This is a genomic window from Eubacterium sp. AF17-7, from assembly GCF_003461285.1.
Classification (GTDB): Bacteria; Bacillota; Clostridia; order Lachnospirales; family Lachnospiraceae; genus Eubacterium_U; species Eubacterium_U album.
In genome coordinates, this window is record NZ_QTWU01000015.1 from 1 (window position 1) to 21,760 (window position 21,760).

The 21,760-nt window shown below is 33.1% G+C and carries 22 protein-coding genes; 1 reads left to right on the forward strand and 21 read right to left on the reverse strand.

From position 1 onward, the window contains the following. Positions 1–100: 100 nt before the first annotated feature. The 14 genes from DWW96_RS11425 to DWW96_RS11490 all read right to left on the reverse strand — a co-directional run bounded on the left by DWW96_RS11425 (position 101) and on the right by DWW96_RS11490 (position 13,206). The gene (locus DWW96_RS11425; protein ID WP_022088717.1) at positions 101–964 is read right to left on the reverse strand and encodes a hypothetical protein; all 864 of its coding nucleotides are present in this window, start codon (positions 962–964) and stop codon (positions 101–103) included. Positions 965–1,041: 77 nt separating this feature from the next. Further along, positions 1,042–1,383, reverse strand: coding sequence for a DUF192 domain-containing protein (locus DWW96_RS11430; RefSeq protein ID WP_117910511.1), 342 nt, complete (start codon positions 1,381–1,383; stop codon positions 1,042–1,044). 64 nt (positions 1,384–1,447) lie between these two features. Continuing rightward, complete coding sequence (locus DWW96_RS11435) at positions 1,448–2,350, reverse strand: type II secretion system F family protein (RefSeq protein ID WP_117910512.1); 903 nt, start codon at positions 2,348–2,350, stop codon at positions 1,448–1,450. 14 nt (positions 2,351–2,364) lie between these two features. After that, a complete protein-coding gene (locus DWW96_RS11440; RefSeq protein WP_117910513.1) occupies positions 2,365–3,339 on the reverse strand; it encodes a type II secretion system F family protein in 975 nt (324 codons plus the stop codon). Next, positions 3,320–4,672, reverse strand: a complete 1,353-nt coding sequence (locus tag DWW96_RS11445; protein WP_117910514.1) for a CpaF family protein — start codon at positions 4,670–4,672, stop codon at positions 3,320–3,322. Before DWW96_RS11445 ends, DWW96_RS11440 begins: the two co-directional genes overlap by 20 nt. A gap of 21 nt (positions 4,673–4,693) precedes the next feature. Next, on the reverse strand, positions 4,694–5,830 hold the full coding sequence (locus DWW96_RS11450; RefSeq protein ID WP_117910515.1) for a P-loop NTPase: 1,137 nt from the start codon (positions 5,828–5,830) through the stop codon (positions 4,694–4,696). Position 5,831: 1 nt separating this feature from the next. Continuing rightward, a complete protein-coding gene (cpaB, locus tag DWW96_RS11455) occupies positions 5,832–6,509 on the reverse strand; it encodes a Flp pilus assembly protein CpaB (RefSeq protein ID WP_117910516.1) in 678 nt (225 codons plus the stop codon). A 44-nt stretch (positions 6,510–6,553) separates the two neighbouring features. Continuing rightward, a complete protein-coding gene (locus DWW96_RS11460; protein WP_022088724.1) occupies positions 6,554–6,949 on the reverse strand; it encodes a TadE/TadG family type IV pilus assembly protein in 396 nt (131 codons plus the stop codon). Between the two features lie 87 nt (positions 6,950–7,036). Then, complete coding sequence (locus tag DWW96_RS11465; protein WP_022088725.1) at positions 7,037–7,213, reverse strand: Flp family type IVb pilin; 177 nt, start codon at positions 7,211–7,213, stop codon at positions 7,037–7,039. A 58-nt stretch (positions 7,214–7,271) separates the two neighbouring features. Further along, positions 7,272–7,925 carry a prepilin peptidase gene (locus tag DWW96_RS11470; RefSeq protein WP_022088726.1) on the reverse strand — a complete coding sequence of 218 codons (654 nt, stop codon included), beginning with the start codon at positions 7,923–7,925 and terminating at the stop codon, positions 7,272–7,274. A 161-nt stretch (positions 7,926–8,086) separates the two neighbouring features. Then, positions 8,087–8,938, reverse strand: coding sequence for a helix-turn-helix domain-containing protein (locus tag DWW96_RS11475; protein WP_022088727.1), 852 nt, complete (start codon positions 8,936–8,938; stop codon positions 8,087–8,089). A 300-nt stretch (positions 8,939–9,238) separates the two neighbouring features. Further along, positions 9,239–10,570, reverse strand: a complete 1,332-nt coding sequence (gene dnaB / locus DWW96_RS11480; protein ID WP_022088728.1) for a replicative DNA helicase — start codon at positions 10,568–10,570, stop codon at positions 9,239–9,241. Between the two features lie 13 nt (positions 10,571–10,583). Beyond that, positions 10,584–11,030, reverse strand: a complete 447-nt coding sequence (gene rplI / locus DWW96_RS11485) for a 50S ribosomal protein L9 (RefSeq protein WP_022088729.1) — start codon at positions 11,028–11,030, stop codon at positions 10,584–10,586. A gap of 118 nt (positions 11,031–11,148) precedes the next feature. Then, positions 11,149–13,206 carry a DHH family phosphoesterase gene (locus DWW96_RS11490; protein WP_117910518.1) on the reverse strand — a complete coding sequence of 686 codons (2,058 nt, stop codon included), beginning with the start codon at positions 13,204–13,206 and terminating at the stop codon, positions 11,149–11,151. A 329-nt stretch (positions 13,207–13,535) separates the two neighbouring features. On the opposite strand from DWW96_RS11490, the gene DWW96_RS11495 reads away from it, so the two are divergent. Beyond that, on the forward strand, positions 13,536–13,805 hold the full coding sequence (locus DWW96_RS11495) for a hypothetical protein (protein ID WP_117910519.1): 270 nt from the start codon (positions 13,536–13,538) through the stop codon (positions 13,803–13,805). 144 nt (positions 13,806–13,949) lie between these two features. On the opposite strand, the gene DWW96_RS11500 is transcribed toward DWW96_RS11495, so the two are convergent. The 7 genes from DWW96_RS11500 to DWW96_RS11530 all read right to left on the reverse strand — a co-directional run bounded on the left by DWW96_RS11500 (position 13,950) and on the right by DWW96_RS11530 (position 21,625). After that, complete coding sequence (locus DWW96_RS11500; protein ID WP_117910551.1) at positions 13,950–15,296, reverse strand: glucose-6-phosphate isomerase; 1,347 nt, start codon at positions 15,294–15,296, stop codon at positions 13,950–13,952. A 408-nt stretch (positions 15,297–15,704) separates the two neighbouring features. Further along, entirely contained in the window at positions 15,705–16,457 is a 753-nt protein-coding gene (locus DWW96_RS11505) for a hypothetical protein (protein ID WP_117910520.1), read from the reverse strand. A gap of 155 nt (positions 16,458–16,612) precedes the next feature. Then, the gene (locus DWW96_RS11510; RefSeq protein WP_117910521.1) at positions 16,613–17,305 is read right to left on the reverse strand and encodes a 5'-methylthioadenosine/adenosylhomocysteine nucleosidase; all 693 of its coding nucleotides are present in this window, start codon (positions 17,303–17,305) and stop codon (positions 16,613–16,615) included. A gap of 15 nt (positions 17,306–17,320) precedes the next feature. After that, positions 17,321–17,569, reverse strand: coding sequence for a TIGR03905 family TSCPD domain-containing protein (locus DWW96_RS11515; protein ID WP_022088735.1), 249 nt, complete (start codon positions 17,567–17,569; stop codon positions 17,321–17,323). 24 nt (positions 17,570–17,593) lie between these two features. After that, on the reverse strand, positions 17,594–18,343 hold the full coding sequence (locus tag DWW96_RS11520) for an ABC transporter ATP-binding protein (RefSeq protein WP_022088736.1): 750 nt from the start codon (positions 18,341–18,343) through the stop codon (positions 17,594–17,596). Between the two features lie 8 nt (positions 18,344–18,351). Next, a complete protein-coding gene (locus DWW96_RS11525; protein WP_022088737.1) occupies positions 18,352–19,152 on the reverse strand; it encodes an ABC transporter permease in 801 nt (266 codons plus the stop codon). Positions 19,153–19,579: 427 nt separating this feature from the next. After that, positions 19,580–21,625, reverse strand: coding sequence for a leucine-rich repeat domain-containing protein (locus DWW96_RS11530; protein WP_117910522.1), 2,046 nt, complete (start codon positions 21,623–21,625; stop codon positions 19,580–19,582). Positions 21,626–21,760: the final 135 nt, after the last annotated feature.

Genomic DNA, 21,760 nt, shown 5'->3' on the forward strand with positions numbered 1-21,760 from the left:
TCTGTACTTATTTTTAGATATTTCATCTGTCTACTTGACAGGGAGCATATCAATCTTTGTCGATCCTTTTTTTCTACAAAAATTCATACTCCCCGTTTTTTCATTCCTGTCTTTGTTTAAGTACAGATTCAAGACTTCCCATAGATGAAATAAGTGAATCAATTAATTCTTTACTATCAACAATTTCCATCTTCTTACGCATCTTAGTCATTTCTTCTTCCATGCTCTGAATTCTTGTCTGACCTTCTTCAACCTTTTCCTGAGTTTCCAATAACTGAACCTGACTGTCTTCTAATTGAGCCTGACATTCTTCAAGTTTATTCTGATTATCTGCTAATTTATTTTCGCTTTCGTCTAATCTACTTTGAATTTCACCTAATTTGTCCGTTGCTTCTTTAGCTTCCATAGCACTTGTAGCTACACTCTTTTGCAATTTAGCATTCTCAATACTTAAAGTCCTGTTCTTTCCAATTAATTCATTATTCTCGGCATAAAGAACTTCATACTCAGCACTTCCATCGTCTGTAGATGGTTTTTCTACCGGCACTTCAACGTATACAATTTCAGGTTCCGGTTTTTCTACTGGAGCGGCAGGTGCTACACTCTGCTGTGAATCTCCTGCTCCTTCTGCTAATGCTAATATTTCTTCTCTAAGTTCCTCTATTGTTGCTTTAAGTTCATCATTCTCTTCTTGAAGAGCACCATTTTTTCCATGTAAATCATTGATTTCACATTGAAGCATTTCTCGTTCTGTTTCAAACTCTTCTTTCTGCTTATTTAAAACATTCTGTGTGTTTTTGTAGTTGCCGAAAAGGTTATTAATATAATCATCTACTTCTTCAGGATCATATCCTCTTACCGCATGATTAAATCCATAAGCATTCTCTTCTGCTGCAACCTCCCCAATTTCGTTGCTCTGCATAAACCTGGTCTGTGGTCTAGCTATTCTTGACAACTTAGCCATACTTCTCAACTCCTTTTCCTAGATTTTTTACATTTCAATTGAAATGCATAAATGCTGGAGTCCAATTTCAATGTTTCCTACTCCACTGAAATAACTTGTCCAACCTGTAACATATATTTATTTGCAGTTCCGCTTGGCAATTCTAACACCCTTCTGCCCTTCGAAACCATTTTTCTTATTTTTCCCGGTTGAATTTCATGGTCTATATACAAAATCACATCATCTTTATCCAATGTCAATGTGTCTATAGCAAACTTCATACCGAATGTATGTATCTGGTTACACGGTTCTATTAAAAGTCCTGCTCCTTCCGCTAAAGATTTACGACCCATAAGTCCTTTAAATCTCTTAAAAAATGTATTTGCATATTCAGCTTTCGTGCATATAATCTGACTATCACACGTTATAACCATATCCATACCTCGATTCTATCACTTTTTTTATAAATTTGCATTATTAATTCAAATTATTTTTACTTTTTCTTTAAAAAACTCCCATACTCATAATATTAATTACAACAGGTCCTAAAATTACAATAAATAGTACTGGGAAAATAAGACCTACCATAGGTAAAAGCATCTTAACTGGTGCTTTCTGCCCTTTTTCTCTTGCCATCTGCATTCTTGTTTCTCTTAATGTTTCAGATTGTACCTTCATAATATTATTCATTGGAATACCTAACTGGGTTGCCTGTGCCAAAGCAGCGATAAATGTCTTTAATTCTGGTATTTCTGATGAATTTGCCATATTTTTTAATGCGTCCCCTCTAGGCACACCCATCTGAATCTGCCTGTATAATTTCAACAATTCCTCAATAAATGGGCCTTCCATTCTTTCTGACACCTTCAATAAAGATGCATCAAAGCTTAATCCTGATTCAATACAAACTCCTAAAAGATCCATAGCATCTGGCAACTGATCTCTTATCCCCTGTTGGTGACTTTTCACTTTACTATTCAAATATAAATTTGGAATTAACAAAGCTATTAATAATCCAATTAATATAAGAAATATCGTCTTTGTAATTATAGCTATAAATGCACTCACAACTATTATTAAAACCATAATCGCTTTTTTGTAAAACAAAAAATTTTCAGGGCTTATAGAAAGTCCTGCTAATCTTAATTGTTTTTCAACAAGTTTGTACTTAGCATTTTTCTTAACATTTGCTGCACTTCTATTTGCCATATTGTTAAGTGCCTGTATTTGAGATGAGAGAAATCTTTTTGAAGACTTCTCTCCTTCTTTTTCATTCTGTACTTTCTTTTTACCACTTATGTACTCTATTTTTCTTTCTTTTGCATCAGCTTCTTTTCCTTTATTATATCCAATAGATGAAACAACAAAGAATACTAACGCACTAATTGCTAATACCATACATTCCATATGCTTATTCTCCTTTAGAACTTAATCGTTACAATTTTATTAATAACAATTGCACCTACAGTTTCTAAACAAACAGATATAATTATCAAAGTTTTTCCTATCGTTGTAGTAAACAAAGTCATTATCAATTCTTTATTTATTAAACTCATTATTAGCAGTAATGCAATAGGCAATACACCAATTATCATTCCTGATACTCTTCCTTGCCCTGTCATTGTTTTTATTTCGCCTTTAATCTTATATCGTTCACGAATTGTTCCAGCTATCGTATCAAGTATCTCAGACAAATTACCACCTGTCTGTCGTTGAATACTAACAGCAGAAACAACAAGATCAAAATCTTCACTTTTTACTCTTTTTGCCATTGCTTCTAAAGCTTCATCCTGCGAACTACCAAAAGTTATCTCATTAACAGTTCTCTTAAATTCAGATTTTATTGGATCATCACATTCACTTGAAATTGTATCCATTGCCTGGTTAAAAGTAAGACCTGACTTTAAGCAGTTGCTTGCAATCATTAATGCATCACTTAATTGGGATTCAAACATATCACGTCTCTTTTTTTGTTTACTTTTCATATACATAATTGGTGCAACAGCTCCGATTATCATTAGCATCGGTGCTATTAACTGGTTTTTAAAAATAAGCATAAACAATAAGCCGGGAACAAATGTTACAACTATCCATATTATAATAAAATCTTCTGTTTTTTTTGAAATATCGCTCTTTTCTAATTCTTCAGCTAATATTTTATTAATTTTTGTCAATGCACTTCTATTATTGTTTATAGACTGTTTTCTATTGTCCTTTTGTGTTCCAGTCTTTTCAACCTTTTTTTCTTCCTTTTTCTTTCCTACAATGTAATCTTCTCTTCGTTTTACATTTCTGCTATTTTCAGTTATTTTAGCAACTATCGTTGTAACAAGCACAAATGTAACACCCATCATGACTACAACGAAAAAAATCATACTAATTAGCAAACCATTCATTCTTTACAACAACCCCATTTCCTCTAATCTTTTCAATACACTTTGGAACTACACCTGTTGCTCTAAACTGTCCTTTGAACTTTCCTCTGGAATCTAATGTTCCATCTGTTTCATAGACAAATATATCCTGCAAACTTACAACATCACCTTCCATACCGACAACTTCAGTAATAGAAGTTACTTTTCTAGATCCATCTCTAAGTCGACTTTGTTGTATTACTAAATCAATGGCAGATGAAGCCTGATCTCTAATTGCTTTTACCGGTAATTCCATACCTGACATCATAACCATCGTTTCGATACGCGACATAGCATCTCTAGGAGAGTTAGCATGGGTTGTAGTTAATGATCCATCATGACCTGTATTCATAGCCTGAAGCATATCCAATGTTTCTTCAGAACGAACTTCCCCGACAATTATACGGTCAGGTCTCATTCTCAATGCGTTCTTTACAAGAGATCTGATTGTTATAGCTCCTTTTCCTTCAAGATTTGCCGGCCTACATTCAAGTGTAATTACATGCTCCTGATGTAACTGAACTTCTGCAGCATCTTCGATTGTTACAATACGTTCATCTTCAGGAATATATGATGATAATACATTCAACAATGTTGTTTTACCTGAACCAGTACCACCAGATACTACTATATTTAATTTTCCTTTAACACAGGCTTCCAAAAATGAAAGCATTACCGGGTTTAAAGAGCCCCATTCAACTAACTGTGCTGCTGTTACCGGTGTAGAACTAAATTTACGAATTGTAAGCACTGCTCCAATAAGTGAAATTGGAGGAATAATAGCATTTACACGGGAGCCGTCAGGAAGTCTGGCGTCAACCATCGGACTTGCTTCATCTACATGTCGACCAACCTGGGTAACAATTCTATCAATAATATTCATAAGATGTTCTTCATCTCTAAATTTTATATCTGTAAGAACCAATTTACCTTTTTGTTCAATATATACATGATCCGGTCCATTTACCATTATTTCACTACAACTGTCACTGTCAATTAAATCCTGTATTGGACCATATCCTAATATATCATCTAATAAAGTCTTTACTATCGGTTTTCTTTCAACTCTCGGAATATTGTACTCATCCTTATCAACTTCTTCCGTAAGAAGTTTTTCCATTTCATCCCTATCAACAGTAGCCTTTCCCGCTCTGTTTAATGTCAAAATAATTCTTCCGTGAATTTTTTTCTTTACAGCGTCATATGGGTCTTCAACCTTTATTTCCTTTACCTCTTCAACCTTTTTCTGTTGTTGAGTAGTTGTTTCTTCCCCATTTTCTTCCTTATTCTTTTCTATTATGTCAAGTAATCCCATATACGATTAACCTCCGACTATTTACTCACCTTTATCCGCAATAACCCTTTGTATAAAACTTGAGAATTCTTTTGCTGCCACCGTTCTACTTGTTCTTAATACAAACGGTTCTCCTTTATTTACACTACTGTTAAACATCTTATCCGATGATATTGAAGCGTAAAATGGTATCTCCAACATTGATTCGAAATCCTTCATTCGGATTAAACTGTTAACATTTTTATTCATTACCAGCCTTGCTTTTTCTTTAATTCCTAATTGCTCTAATATACTTACAGCTGCTTTTGCTGCTTTAAGTGATAAAATGTCAGGATTGTTCACAATCATAATCTCATCACATTCCTGTAATGCAGCTATTGTTTCATCACTAAAATTCGTTCCTAAATCAACTATTACATATTCATAATATGGTCTTACACTACGTATAACCTTTGTAACATGTTCCGGTTTAATATATTCGGCATATTCAGGACTTTTTGGTGCTGCAAGCAATACTACACCTGAAGAATGCATTATACTAAATGCATTAACTCTTTCAATTGATATTCCTTCCGGATCCTGTGCCAATTCCACAATTGTATCTTTTGGTTCCAAATCTAAAAGAATATTCTGATCTCCAAATCTTAAGTCCATATCTAAAAGAATAACATTACTTCCTCTCTTAGATAATGCAACTGCAAGGTTTGTTGCCATTACGGACTTTCCTGTACCACCTTTACATCCGAAAAATGCAATTACTTTTGATCTTACTCTTTTCTGAATATTTAGCTGTGCCTGAATTACTTTTTCGTATTCATTAACCTGTACTACTCTTGAATAAAATTCATTATCCTTCATATCCAAAGATAATACCTGTCTTATTCCAAATCTTGCTGCATAGTTTACTAAATCAACGGTTACATCGTCTGTAGCTACAACTGCTGCGCATCCTTTACTTTGGAATTTCATACTTTCAACGAATGAAAATACTTCTGGGTCAATTGGTACTTTAACACCAACAATAACTAAATCCGGAAATAATCCATCTATTTTCAATCTTGATTCGTCTTTAAAATCTGCATAACCAACAATTTGAATATCTCTATCTGCTAATTTTTTCTTCAAATTAACACGAATTGATGTGTCTTCTGAAATAATAACAACTTTTATACTTTCCATATTATTCTCCGTCCTCCGCAGTTCTCTTATTTAATATAAGTTTATAACCTGAATATTCTCCTGAATTTTCTACTCCGTATAAAATATCAGCATCATCATATGACAGTTCAAATGTAATTGATGAATATGTTACTATTGCATTTGCTGTATCTGTATTTACATCATTTGTTGATATTTTCAATACTTTAACATCGCTCAAAACTGTATCTACAGTAGCCTTACCATCGCCTGTCTTCATTGCCAAAACATTTACTGTATCTCCTGGGAGGATATATCCATCTACACCCGTAACACCATCTGCTGCCATACTGTATGCAACCATTCCATCCGCAAGATTATAAGATAATCCGGCATTTGATTCCTGTTCAGTTCCAAATCGTTTCATTGAAACCTGCTCACCTGCATAAATATAACCTGATGATGTATTTCCTATAACTTCATCAAGACTTCTTACTGCGCCATCTACAATTGCACCATTATCAATCATTCTAGTACTAAAAAAATTATTTACATTATTAGCTGTAACCTGTGTTCCAGCTGGAACATCTGCTATAGCATACACAATCTCTGTCTTATCTTTATTTGGATCATTATTGCTTATAACTGATTGTGCAAACATATATGTTGCGATTCCTGCAACCAATGCACTTATAAGTGCAATCAAATAAATTCTCTTCATGGTAATTGTACCCCTCTGTTTCTTATTTTTAGTATTTTATTAATCTACGATTCCGTTTTTATTGTTACTGTATATGATAGTTCTTTAGTCTTTCCATATATAACTCCCAGAACCGGTGTTAGTGTATTCATTTCTGCCTTAACATTTACTTTCAAATCTCCCTCAAGTGGACTTGTGGGATTTGTAAGTTTTGAATCAACCACTACTGAATTGAGATTTTTCGGCAATATTGCTTCCACCTTATCGGTTACAATTTGATCTAATTGTGCATCTTGTGCATTTACGCATCCGACTCGTGCGCCTTCCCTACAGGCATTTTCAACTGATAACTGATTGTAAAATAGCCACCCAAAGTCCAATATCCCGCATACAATTAAAAGTAATATAGGCAAAACCAAAGCAAATTCAACAGCCGATTGTCCTTTTTCTCTTTTCTTCATTGATGCTACCTCTCAAATAATTTCCTCATATTCTAAAATAGAGGGGCTGATGCCCCTCTATTTTAGAATATAATCTTTTTGTAACTTTTATGGTCTTGCTGTTGTTGTAAGCTGATCGCTTGCATTTGTGAACATATCAGCAATCTTTGGTCCTAATACAGCTAATGCTCCGATTACTGCTAAAGCTACTAATCCGATGATAAGACCATATTCAACCATGCCCTGTCCATCTTCATCCATTAAGAAATTCTTTACATCTCTCATAATATTTCCTCCTTCTTGCATACGACTCTCTTTTACTCCGTCGTGCTTAATTATAAATTTAATAAATTAACGGGAAAAATAATGAAACCAAAACCCCTCCCGATAAAAACGGTGCCATAGGAGCTGCTGTTTTTAAGTTGCCTCTTCTTGTGATTTTTAAGAACAGATAATAGATAAATATTGTAAAACCCATCACTGCCATTGCTTCAACATAACCTTGAAGACCCAACATAAAACCTATTACGGCGCTATATTTCACATCGCCAGCCCCAATCCTCAATTTAAAGAACCCCGGAATAACAAATATTACATATGCAATTATCAATCCCATAAATGAATTAAAAAATGTATCCATAAACACATCTAACCCACCACTTGTAATTACTATGTTGCATATTTGTAAAAGTAACATTCCTAATAATAATGCATTAGGTATTCTTCTTATCAACATATCAATTCCTGCTACATTTATTGCCATCAATATGATAAGCATATATCGCACTGTCTGCCAGTAATCAAATTCTTTAAGGGCTATACCTACAAACAATACTGCCGGAACCACCATCCATGCTATTCTGTAACCTATGTTGTTTATTCGTTGTCCTTTATTTTCTGTATCATATATACTTCTTACTTGTATCTGGTATCTCGCCAGATAGTAAAAGCATAATCCAGAGAGCAAACCCACCGTCGCGTATATCGCGTATTCCATTGCTGTTTCCTCCTCTGTATTTACTTGCATCTACATAGAAAACCCTTATGTATTAAATGTTTAAAACGTTTTCTTTATGATAGTATTATTATAATACTTTTCGTCATTTAGTCAATATTTTTTAATAATTTAGTCACAATTTGTACATTATGTACATAATTTCATTTACTCAATGTGCTAAACGCCAATTTTTTAGACTTCTCCCTATTTTTTTCAGACTTTACTCGCACTTTTTCGGCTTTTTTTCGAGCCCTTTCAGCTTTTTTGTTCATAACTTTTTCATCTTTATTAATGCGGCTTTCCATTTTTCGCTCTTTTCTGGACTTTCTTTGTTTTTTTCTTATTACTTCATCTATTTTTCGATAACGTTCTTCTTCTCTTTCATCCTGCATTCTAATAATATAATCTACACCTTTCAATACTTTTTCGCTCACACAATCACTCACTTCTTTAGACATATTCTGTGTCGACTTATTTATCGCTCTGGTAACTATACTTTCGGTATTTTCCTCTAAGGCTCTCGAAACTATGTTTCCCATAATTTCCTGAAATTGCTGCATTTTACTTTCTGAGCTAACACTTTCAGTTAAAGATGTTTTATTTTCTAATCCTCTATATTTTTCTATGTCTCCACTATTATCTTTTGTTTTTGTATCCATAATTTCTTTATTATTTACACCATTATTACATCCTTCTTCATCTTCTTTATAAAATGTATTTTTTTCACTCTTTGGTTTGTCAAAAAGATTTCTAATGTTGACTGTATTAGGATTAGAACGATTAATGTCAATTTCTCCATTAATCATCATTTTTATAGTTCTTAGACCATATCCCTGTTCTTTTAAATCTCTTATTTTCCGAAGTAATTCAATATTTTCTTCCGTATAATATCGATGTCCCATTTCATTTCTGGGAATCTTTATCTCAAGTTCTTCTTCCCAATATCTTAACACATGAGATTCTACCTTTAGCATTTTAGATGCATCTGAAATAATATATCGTCGTGTTCCCATTTTCCCCTCCAAAAAAATAATGTTAACAATAATTTCCAAATTATTGTTAACATTAGTATAATTCTGACTATTACTCAATTCAACGAATTGGCAGTCCCATATTCAATTATTTTTTAAGCAAATGACGAATGCCGTCAAATGAGTGTAAACATCTCATCTTTTTCGTTCAAATTCGCATATGGCTTAGCATAATTATTCTCTCGCATTTATTTTGAACCTATATTTTTCACCAGTTGTTTGATTAACAATATAATAATTATTCTCTCACATTTGTTTTAAAATGCGGACAAACAAGCAAATCTACTCTCTTGCTTTTGTCTCGAATTTTGTATATTCAGGTAACCATAATAATTCTATAGCTCCTACAGGACCGTTTCTTTGCTTAGCAACATCCACAATAATAGTATTTCTGTCTTCTGTTTCGTCCTCTTTGTTGTATTTTCTTGATAAAAGCATTACAACGTCGGCATCCTGCTCGATAGAACCTGATTCTCGCAAATCGGCCATGATAGGTCGATGGTCAGGTCTCGATTCTACGCTTCGGTTAAGCTGTGAAAGTGCAACTACCGGAATATTCAACTCTCTGGCAATTCCCTTTAATGATCTTGAAATATCCGCAATTTCCTGTTCACGGCTTGGATAATTACCATTTCCTCTCATAAGCTGTAGGTAGTCAATAACCACAAGCTGTATATCTTTTTCTAATTTAAACTTTCTGCATTTGGAACGAAGGTCACCAATCGTAATACTTGGCGTATCGTCAATTACAATATTTGAATTTCCTATAATATCCGCTGTTTCTACAATTTTTTCCCATTCAGATTCATTAAGTTCTCCTGCTCTCATTTTCTGAGAACTTACCATTGAATGCTGTGATATAAGACGGTTAACCAACTGTTCCTTTGACATTTCCAAACTAAATATAGCGACTGCATTCGGCTTACGTATAGCTATATGCTCTGTTACGTTAAGTGCAAATGCTGTTTTACCAACTGAAGGTCTTGCCGCAATCAAAATAAAGTCTGATGGCTGCAATCCGGATAACTGATTATCAAGATATATATATCCGGTTGCTAAACCTGTAACAGTTCCCTTTGTAAGCGATGCCTGTTCTAATTTATCAAATACATTAGCAACTACTTTATTAATTGGGACAAAGTCGCCACTTGAACGTGATCTAAGCACTTCAAAAACTTCTTTTTCAGTACTCTCCATTATATCTTCAAGCTTATCCGTTCCTGCATAACATTTAGCTGAAATATTATCATTTACTTTTATTAATTTACGCAACATTGCTTTTTCATATACAATAGTCGCATACTGCTTTATATTTGCTGAAGTCGGTACCATTTCTAATATTTCCCTGATAAAATCAAGGCTGATTACTTCACTAGAAACATCCATCTCTTCCAATTTAGCCTTTATGGTAACCAAATCTCCATTTTTTCCTTCACGGTACAATTCTGTCATTGCCCCAAAGAGCAATCCATATTGTCTGTTAAAAAAATCATCTTTATTTATCAACTCCATAGCTATCGGAACAGCATCCGGATCCATAATCATCGAACCTATTACTGCCTGTTCTGCTTCATAGCTATGAGGTAGTATTTTTTTTACTATTGGATCTTCCATTAATAATTATCTCCTATAAAGCTTCAACCTTTATGTCTAAAGTTGCCATTACATCCTTGTGCAATTTAACTTTTACTGTATGGACTCCAAGATTTTTAATTCCTTCTTCCATAACAATCTTCTTTTTATCAATTTCTAAACCAAGCTGCTTCTTTGTTTCTGCTGCTATTTCCTTTGCAGAAATTGAGCCAAATACACGGTCTCCATTTCCGGCTTTAATCTTTATAACTACCTTTTTATCTTTTAATTCTTCTGCCAAAGCTTTTGCTGCATCCAATTTTTCCTGAGCAACCTTTGCTTCATTAGCTTTTTGAAGTTTTAAATCATTTTTATTTGCGCTATTTGCTTCTACGCCAAGTTTTTTCTTTAAAATAAAGTTTTTAGCATATCCATCGCTTACCTTTACTACTTCACCTTTTTTTCCTAACGCTTTAACATCTTCTAATAAAATAACTTCCATATTCATGTCTCCTTTCAAAGCAATAAACTTATTATATCTAAGCAATTAATTTCATTTTTTCAAATTCGATCCGTCAAACTATATTAATGTTAAGGTCAAATATCACTTGTGTAAATAACTATATTTCACCTTCATCAGTCATATCCTGAATAATCTCTTTTATCAAGGTCTTTGCCTGTTCACATGTACAATCTTCAATCTGTGCTCCGGCAAGATTCATATGACCTCCACCGCCTAATCTTTCTGCAATTAACTGAACGTTAACTTCATCTATTGACCTTGCGCTTAAATATACTTTTTCATTATAAAACGTACATACAAACGCTGCCTTTATGCCTTTAATATTAAGCAATTCATTCGCTGCCTGTGCTCCAACAACTGTCGGCATACTTGTTCCTTCAGACGGGCAAATGGCTATAGCGTATTTATCCATAAATATCTCTGTATTTTGAATAGCCTTAGCTTTTGCCTTATAATCTCCAATATCATCTCTAAACATTTTTCTAACTCTGACAATATCAGCTCCATTTTTTCGCAAATAAGCTGCTGCCTCAAATGTTCTTACACCTGTTCTGTTAGAAAAATTATTTGTATCCATCATAATTCCGCTATACAATGCATCTGCCTCATACGGTTTCATTTTAACTGAATCAACCATATACTGCATAATTTCAGTAACCATTTCACATGCTGATGATGAATATGGTTCAATGTATGATAAATGTGCATTTTCTATTGCATCTGCACTTTGTCTATGATGATCTATTACTACAAGTGTTTGTGCTCTTCTCACTAATTCAGGATATTCAGTATATCCTGCTCTATTACAGTCAACTACAATGAGCATATCATTTTTTTCTAAAATAGTTGTAGCCAATGTTCCTGCAATAAACATATCTTCTTCATAGCCATTATCTGTCGTAAACTTATCAATCAAAGGTTTTACTGAAGAACTCATAGTTCCCGTTACCACATAAGCTTTTTTACCCATTGTAGTTATGGCTCTATACAAACCAATTGCTGCACCGTAAGAATCATTATCACCCAAATGATGTCCCATAATGAATACTTTATCTCTTGTTTCAATTAATTCTCTTAATGCATGAGCTTTTACTCTGGCTTTTACTCTGGTATTCTTTTCGACAGACTTGCTCTTACCGCCATAATAATATATCTTTGCGCCATCTTTTAATACTGCCTGGTCACCACCTCTGCCAAGTGCCATATCGATAGCTGCTGTGGCTGACGTGTAATTCTGAACATACGAATCTGAACCCATTCCGAATCCAATACTGATTGTAGCTGTTCGCTCATTACCTATCTTAACATTCTTTACATCATCAAGAAGTGAGAATTTTTTACTCTGCATAATTGCTATATTTTTAGCCTTAACAACTACAAAATATTTATCTTTTTCAAGTTTTCTTACCAGACCGTCCATTTCTGCAAAATATCGCTGTATCTGTCGATCAATCAATGCAACTAACAGTGTTCTTCTGGCATCTTCAATACTTTGAAGAACCTCTTCATAATTATCTATGTAGATAAGTCCCGGTATCATCTTATCATTTTTATTTTCCTTAGATAATTGCTGAATTCTTGTATCATCAAATAAATAAAGTGCAAACATATCCGCATCGTCATCATCTGAATCAAGTACTGCAATAGGCACTTCATCAACTGCATCTTTCATTTTAAACTTCTTTAGCACAGCTCTATATATTTTTTCATTATACTCAACTTTGAACTCTTTCTTTTCTTCTTTGAAATCAAATTTATCCTTTGTAAACTCCTTAAATATAGACTCAATTCCCCTCATATTTAAAAGTTTAGTTTCGCATGCCTTTTCCATTTCGCTATTATGCCACAGCATTTTTCCATTACAATCAAGTAACGCATAAGGGATTTCAAATTCATGCATCATCTGTCTTTGTATCTGACTATACTCTGCACCAAAATCCACAAGATATCTTTTAATATTAGGATAAAATCTAAGCATCATAACAATCGCTATTACAATAAACACAATTGTTGCAAACGCCATAACCACCCCGGCTCTTTTGTCAATAAAAAATATTATAGCCGTTACTACTATCCAAAGTATACTAAGATTTATAGGCCACCTTAAATACTTTGTAATTTTCCCATTTAATGCTACTTTTTTATCATTTAACATATAAGCACCTCTAATTTGCTTTATTCTTCATCTCTGCCTTATATTTGTATATCTTTAAAATATAAAAAGCTTACAACGTTTCTAACGCACTTTAATTATTTAGTATACCATATTGTAATTTTTATTTCCACTATACTACTTTATAAGCCATAACAGATTACTAATATATTCTTTACATGTTTTATCATTTCGTATAAAATTACCTTTAATTAAATGATGTCAGGGTTAACCGCCACGACTATGATGCCTACAGATTGTTCAGTGCTACGCACTCTCACAATTATCCGGCATCTTTACATTAGTAAAATATGAAACAGGAGATAGTTTATATGTTTAGAATATGGGGAAGAACCTTTAAAAATAATAAAATGATAAAAAATACCACAATCGAAATAGATAACCCTAAGATGACGAGAACTCACAAAGTTTTCAAAGCACTTGAAGATATTTGCGAGGAATTTGATTTAAGCAATCCAATCTGGCTTGATAATAACATTGATGAATTCAAACGCATTTCACGAACCAGATTTTATCAGGACAGTTTTATTGAACATATTGATTTTGATTATTTAGATTTTTATATTATCGAAGAAGATTAATATGTTGGGGGCAAAATCATTCTTGACAAAAAAGCCTTATAGAAAACATATCCCCTCTTTACCGGACAACCGATACGGAGGGGATATTTATATACTATTTAAATTTACCGGATATAACACGAATCGCTCCGTGTTATCTTATAATTAAAGTCTTTTCTGTAATTCTGCTGTCATGTCTTCATAACCCGGTTTTCCAAGTAATGCAAACATATTCTTCTTGTAGCTTTCTACACCCGGCTGATTAAATGGATTTACTCCAAGAATATATCCACTTACACCACATGCAAATTCATACATGTAGAATAATTCTCCAAGATAGAATTCGTTCTGTTCAGGTACATTAACCATAAGGTTAGGAACATTACCATCTGTATGAGCAAGAATTGTTCCATTCATTGCACTCTTGTTAACAAAATCCATATCTTTTCCAGCTAAGTAATTTAATCCGTCAAGATCATCTGCTTCTTCCTGAATTACGATATCAGCATCTGTCTTTTCAATATTTACAACTGTTTCAAACATAAGTCTTGATCCGTCCTGAATGAACTGACCCATTGAATGTAAATCTGTTGTCAAATCAACTGCTGCAGGGAAAATACCTTTTTGGTCTTTTCCTTCGCTTTCACCATAAAGCTGTTTCCACCATTCACCAAAGTAATGTAAACTTGGTTCATAGTTAGCTGTAATTTCAATTGATTTTCCTTTTCTTAATAAAATATTTCTGATTGCTGCGTATTTTACTGCATCGTTATCTTCAAATGTATTGTTTAAAGCTTTTTCTCTTCCGCTTGCAGCACCTTCCATTAATTTATCTATATCAGCACCACTTACTGCGATTGGAAGCAAACCTACTGCTGTAAGAACTGAGAAACGTCCACCTACATCATCAGGTACTACGAAGCTTTCATATCCTTCTTCTGTTGCAAGATTCTTAAGAGCTCCCTTTGCCTTATCTGTTGTAGCGTAAATTCTCTTTGCTGCTTCTTCTTTGCCATATTTCTTTTCAAGTTTTTCCTTGAAAATTCTAAATGCGATAGCAGGTTCTGTTGTTGTACCAGACTTAGAAATAATGTTAACTGAGAAATCTCTGTCTCCAACAACATCTAATAATCCCTTTAAGTATGCAGGGCTAATGCTATTTCCTGCATAGTAAATTTCAGGTGTTTTTCTGATTTCTTTTGATACATTGTTATAGAAACCATGTCTTAAGAAGTCAATTGCTGCTCTTGCTCCTAAATATGAGCCACCAATACCAATAACAACTAAAACTTCTGAATCACTCTGAATCTTCTTAGCTGCTGCTTTAATTCTTGCAAATTCATCCTTGTCATAATCTACAGGTAAATCAATCCATCCTAAGAAATCATTTCCTGCTCCTGATTTGTTAACCAAAACTTCTTTTGCATCTTCTGCGATTTTCTTCATTGCTACTACTTCATCATCTGAGATGAATTTTGATGCCTTTGAGTAATCAAATGTTACCTTAGCCATATCTTTTTCCTCCGTCATTTCAAATCCTGCTATCCCGTACACCTTGCAAACTGTCATGGTATCTCTCCACTAAATCCACAGTGTCCGGTAAAGCGTTTATTTATCGACATAATATAATATTCATGCCGACCGGTAAAATTTCCTTCAAATTCTCTCTAACATATATACAATAAATATTTTGTCGTCATATGTCAATGTTTTTAGCATATTTATTGAAACAATTTTATTGGAGTCAACCCGAGAATATATCCCCGAAACTATTTTGCTTAATCTGTGAATATTTCCTTAAAACATATTTGTTTCAACCTGCGAACATTTCTATATAAATTATACAATTGAACCTGTAAACATTTCTACAAAACTTATATGATTAAATCTTAATTTATTTTTGCAAAACCATTTAAATCTTTACTGCAAATATTCTCCTAAAACTTCGTTGATTATTCTCTCCTGTTCTTTTGTAATATTTATTCTACCCTGTTTTTCATTTTCTATTTTTTTATTTGTATTATTTATTTCATTTACATTAACATTCTGTTCCGATTCCTGCTCATTTTTGCTGCTACCGATTTCTATGTTGTAATCATTTTCCCGCCTACTAATCTGCTCTCGCAAATTAACACTATTTTCAAAGAAATCCGTAATAACATATATCAGTTCTGTTTTTCTGTCATTTGTATGAATTGTATTTTCAACTACAAATAATGCAAGTGCAAAATAAAATCCTACAAGAATATACGACATCGCCGTTGTCTTTCCGTATCCCTGATTATACAGTATATATCCACATAATCCGCCTATTGCCACACACAAAAATCCACACCAGCTAATAATTTTATTTATGGAATCAAGATAAAATATGCCTATTTTACACTTATTTATGTACCTACTTACTAAAAGCATGGGATTAGCCACCGTGCCGTTTATGGTTTTAATACTCTCAAATTTCAATTTTATCTGGCGAAGAATATTACTTTTTGGGCTATCCATATTTTCTGCCTTTTTAATCATTTTACCAAAAATCCACATTACCAGACATTTACTTACAATTCCTACTAAAAAAATACTTCCTAATAAACATAGGAAGTACGCTTTATTTTCAATTATTGATGTGATTTTTTCCATATTAACAGTAAAACATGACATACATTTGTCAAACATAAAAAACCTCCTCGTACGATATGTATTGACCAGCCTTTTGTTGGTGGCCGATAGTCGGAAACATTAATGCTTAAACTTTGTTTTCTGTTTCCTTTATACAATAAAATTTTATCATACAAGAGGTCTTTTAACACTATAAATCGTTCGTCAAATTTCTACAAATTCTTAATTAACTGTTTTAATATTTTAATTGAATTAGCCGCTGCTTTCTTTTCAAATGTAGGGTAATCCATTTCTGCACTTCCATCTGCCTTATCAGAAATCGCTCTGATTATAAGACATGGAATATTGTTAACATATGCTGCATGTGCTATAGAAGCACCTTCCATTTCTGCACAATCTCCGGCAAATGTATTTACCAAATCATCTTTCTTTTCCTTACCGGCAATAAACTGGTCGCCTGAAACAACTCTTCCTGTAAATACCTTAACAGAAAGATTTGCCTCTTCTATACTTTTGACTGCTACATCAATTAATCTGCTGTCACTATGAAATACAGAGTTGTCCATATCAGGAATAACTCCACGTTCATAACCTAACGCCGTCACATCCATATCATGCTCAATGGCATCCTTTGATATAACAATATCGCAAATATCAATATCACTATTTAACGAGCCTGCAACTCCTGTATTAATAACAGAATCTACTTTATATCTGTCTGCAAGAATCTGTGTGCATATAGCTGCATTTACCTTTCCAATACCACACTTTACAACAACTACATCTTTGTCATGAATATGTCCTTCATAAAAATCCATTCCTGCAACTGATGTAATTTTCGCATCCGGCATTTCATTTTTTAATTCCTGGACTTCGTTGTCCATCGCTCCAATTATTCCTAACACGTTACACCTGTTCCTTTATTTATTTTCTTCTAAGTACAATTTTAATGCCTTTGCAAGCTGGTCCGGACATGAAGTTCCTCTTCCTGCACAATCAATTCCATCCATTCTTTTAATTGCTTCGTTCACATCCATTCCTTCGACTAATGCAGCAACTCCCTGTGTATTTCCACTGCATCCTCCAAGAAATCTTACATTAGTAACTTTATTATCAACAACATCAAAACTAATTTCTCTTGAACACGTTCCTTTTGTCTTATAATTCATAACTGCACTCCTATCAAAGGCTTTCTAATCGCCTATCTTCTTTTCATAAATTTCTACAACATCATCTATATCACCTTTGGCAATTAACTGACCATGTTCCAAAATGATTGCCTTGTTACACAATCTCTTAACCTGAGCCAAACTATGTGATACAAATAAAACTGTAACCCCATGATCAAACATTTTTTTCATTTTCTTTTCGCATTTTTTTCTAAATTTAGCATCACCAACTGATAATACCTCATCTAAAATAAGAATTTCCGGTTCTACAACTGTAGCAATTGAAAATCCAAGTCTTGCCTTCATACCTGAAGAATAGTTTTTAATTGGAACGTCTATAAATTCTCCTAACTCAGAAAATTCAAGAATTTCATCATATTTTGACATTAAAAATTCTTTTGAAAATCCAAGAACCGAGCCATATAAGAATATATTTTCCCTACCTGTATAGTTAGGATCAAATCCTGCACCAAGTTCAATCATAGGTGCCATATGTCCATATCTTTGCACTGAACCTTTTGTTGGCTTATAAACACCTGCAATTACTTTAAGAAGCGTACTTTTTCCTGCTCCATTAAGTCCAAGTATTCCGAGACGTTCGCCTTTTTTCAACTCAAACGAAACATCTTTTAACGCCCAGAATTCATTAAAACGAAGCTTTTCGCCTTTTAATTTCTTTATAAATAATTCTTTAAAATTATCAACTTTTTCTTTGCTTAAATTAAAACAAATACTAACATCATTAACTCTAAGAGCTACATCATTCTTTGCCATAACTCCTCCTAAATATGAAGAATAAACTTATCCTGATTTTTCTTAAATACATATATTCCAAATATCAGTAATACAACACTACAAGTTCCTGAGTATGCAAATAATTTTAAATTTGACACTCCGTAACTATAACTGTTAAACATAGAATGACCTTCTAACAATACAGCTCTGAAGTTACTGATAATTCCGTAAAGCGGATTTAATTTGATAAGAATTAATCCCTGTCCCATACTTGAGATTTTGTAGAAAATTGCTGAGCAGTACATAACAAGCATCAACACAACATCCCACAAATATTCCATATCTCTAAAGAATACACATACCGTTGACAATACCATTCCTGCACCAATTGACAAAATAAACAAAATTGTCAAAGGAATAACCGCTTCAATTACATGCCATGTAAGTGGAACACCTAAAACTACTGAAACTACTGCAAGAACTATTAATGACAGTAAGAATAAAATGTAGTTATAAATGCAACTTGAAAGCGGATACAAATACTTAGGTACATAAACTTTCTTTATCATTGCCTGATTTGCCCTGATAGACCTCATCGCAATCTTTGTTGAACTTGAGAAGCAACTATATATAAGTCGTCCACACAAAATGTAAACAGGATATAATCTGTCACCTTTACCAAGCAACTGTCCAAATACGATTGTAAGAACAATCATTGTAAGTAACGGTTCAAGCATTGTCCATATCAATCCAAGATATGATCTTCTATACTTTAACTTAATTCCTTTTTTTACAAGTTCGATTAATAAATATCTGTATCTTGCAAAATTTTTCACGTACTTATTCATATAACCTCCAAAACTGAAGCACTTATTTTTATAGTTTATCCATATAAGATTAAATTCCCGACAATAAACTAATCTTATTATATATTATAATTTTTTTATGTCAAATTAACGGGAAATATAATGATATAAATAGCTTTGGCTTATATAATTAATAATAGTTGCCACTTTTGTTACACACATAAAAATGCACCACTTTCGTAACAAAATTTGTTTAGAAAGTAGTGCATTAAAATCAGCATATTGTGAATATGTATATCTGGGAAATTTTCCAGTTTTACCAGCCAAAGCTTTTTATCTGAGATAATTTTTTTGAATTCAGCGCGAGCGTTATTTAGTTAATATTACAAACCCTCACAATTAAGAATTAATCTGTGGAAATTTTTGTTATTCTACATTTTTCAATGCATCTGTCATAGATATTTTTTAATTAGTTAAGTGCAAGCAATTTCCATGTCTTAATTACTTTTACTTTATCAATCTGAATTTCTGACGTATTGTCCTGATTTGAACAATATTTGCCTGCTGCAGATTCGAATACCACATATGTCTTCTTTCCGCTTACACAAATTCCTTCCAGCATTGATGGAAGCACAACCGTTTTAACCGGTGTATCAAGTGCGGATGCTGTCACAATATTTACCGGTTCATAAACCATTAAATATGAATCTGCTATTCTTCCGTATGACTGGGACAATGTAAACTTTCTTTCTGTAGCAGAAATCTTATTTACAACCAATCCCTGTGTATTTGCAGGAACATAAAGGTTATATTGATTTGTAAATGTTAATCGTTTTGTCTTTTTATTTCGCTTAACTCTATATCCATACATAAGGCACGAATTACTGTTTGCACTTCTTCCTGCCCAGAAATGAGTTCCGTCAAATGCTGCAAAGTCTGCGCATCCTCTAAGAGTTACTCTATAGCTAAATTTTATTGTCTTTCCATTTTTAGCTTTCAAAAGTTTTTTATATGTAATTATACCTACTTTATCTACTGCACCCGGAAGGTTATTTATACCTACTACTAAATTTTTCTTTACATTTGTTACTGAACCTACATGGTCTTTTATTGTCAATTTAAGTTTCTTTACGAAATTACCCCGTTTATCATATATCAAAAGTATTGATTTTGCTGTCAAATTCTTGTGATACATTGAAACTACAACATATTTTCCAATAACACAGGTTCCCTGTGGCACATAATTTTTAAGTGACAATAATATGTATTTGTCTTTTACTGACTTAATTCCACTATTTACAAGCATATCATATACTCTCAAATCCTCAGCCATTCTTTCTTTTTCAGAATCTGTATACTCCCATGGAATATTGTTTACTCTTGCATATTTTTTTCCTGTTGAATTTGAAAATACAAGAAGTGTCAGATTTGTTGCTCCTGTAAAAGCATTAGCACCAATTGTTTTAACCGCTTTATATAATGTAAGCTTTTTTAGTGATGTACAGTTTTTAAATGCACTTTCTCCAATTTTCTTAATTGTTTGAACCATATTTATTGTTGATAATTGAGTACATCCGCTAAATGCCTGATATCCTATTGAAGTAAGTGTTTCCGGTAATATAACTTTTTTTACTGAATTTGCATTAAGTAAAACTCTGTTTGGAACTTTTGTCATTCCATTAGCAAATGTAACTGTTGTAACATTGGCGCCTTTACCGATTATTTCATATGTACTTGTCACCGTGCTTGGAATTGTAAGACTTGTAAGCCCTGTCATTTTGTAAAATGCATGATAATTTATTTTCTGCAAGCCCTCAGGCAAAGTTAATTCTTTTACTTTTTTAATTCCATAAAAAGCTCTCTTATAAATATACTTTATTGTTGTCGGTAATTTAATTTCCGTAACGGCACTACATCCTCTGTATGCTTCAATTCCAATAATCTGCAATCCTTCAGGTAATTCAATTGTCTTTAATGCTGTACATTCTTTAAAAGCATTTTCTCCAATTTCCTGAAGTAATGAACCCTGTTCAAATGTTACCTTTTCAATATATTTATACTGATAAAATACATTTGCATTAATCTTTGTAACACTTGCTGGAATTACAATTTCTTTATTTGTTGTATCTGTTGCTGCCTTTTTGTACCCTGTAAGGACTCCGTTTTCAATTACGAAATCAGGGTTAATTGTAGGAGCTTCTGTTGTTGGCACTTCTGTTGTCGGTGCCTGTGTTGTTGTTTCAGTTGTTGATGACTCTTCTGTTGTAGATGTTTCATCAGTTCCTGTTTCCTTAGTACCACTTTCATCAGTTCCTGTTTCTTCAGTCTGTTTTGTTGTCTCTGTGTTTTCTTTTGTTGTTTCCTGTTCACTATCAGCTATGCTTACTTCTGCTGCCATGACTTTATCCTGTTTATAGTTTCCATGACCTGCAAAAGCACCTGATGGTAATGCGATAGTGGCTATCATAACTGCAACAAGCAACTTGCTTATGCTCTTTAATGTTTTCTCTTTCATAGCTACCTCCTCTAAACTCTACGTTACATTATAATGGTTCTTTCTTTTTCGTCAAAGGATTTATGCCATCTGCCAGACAATTGCCACATTTAAAATTAACTCTTTCTTATTTGAAAAATACAGTTGTGTATACTA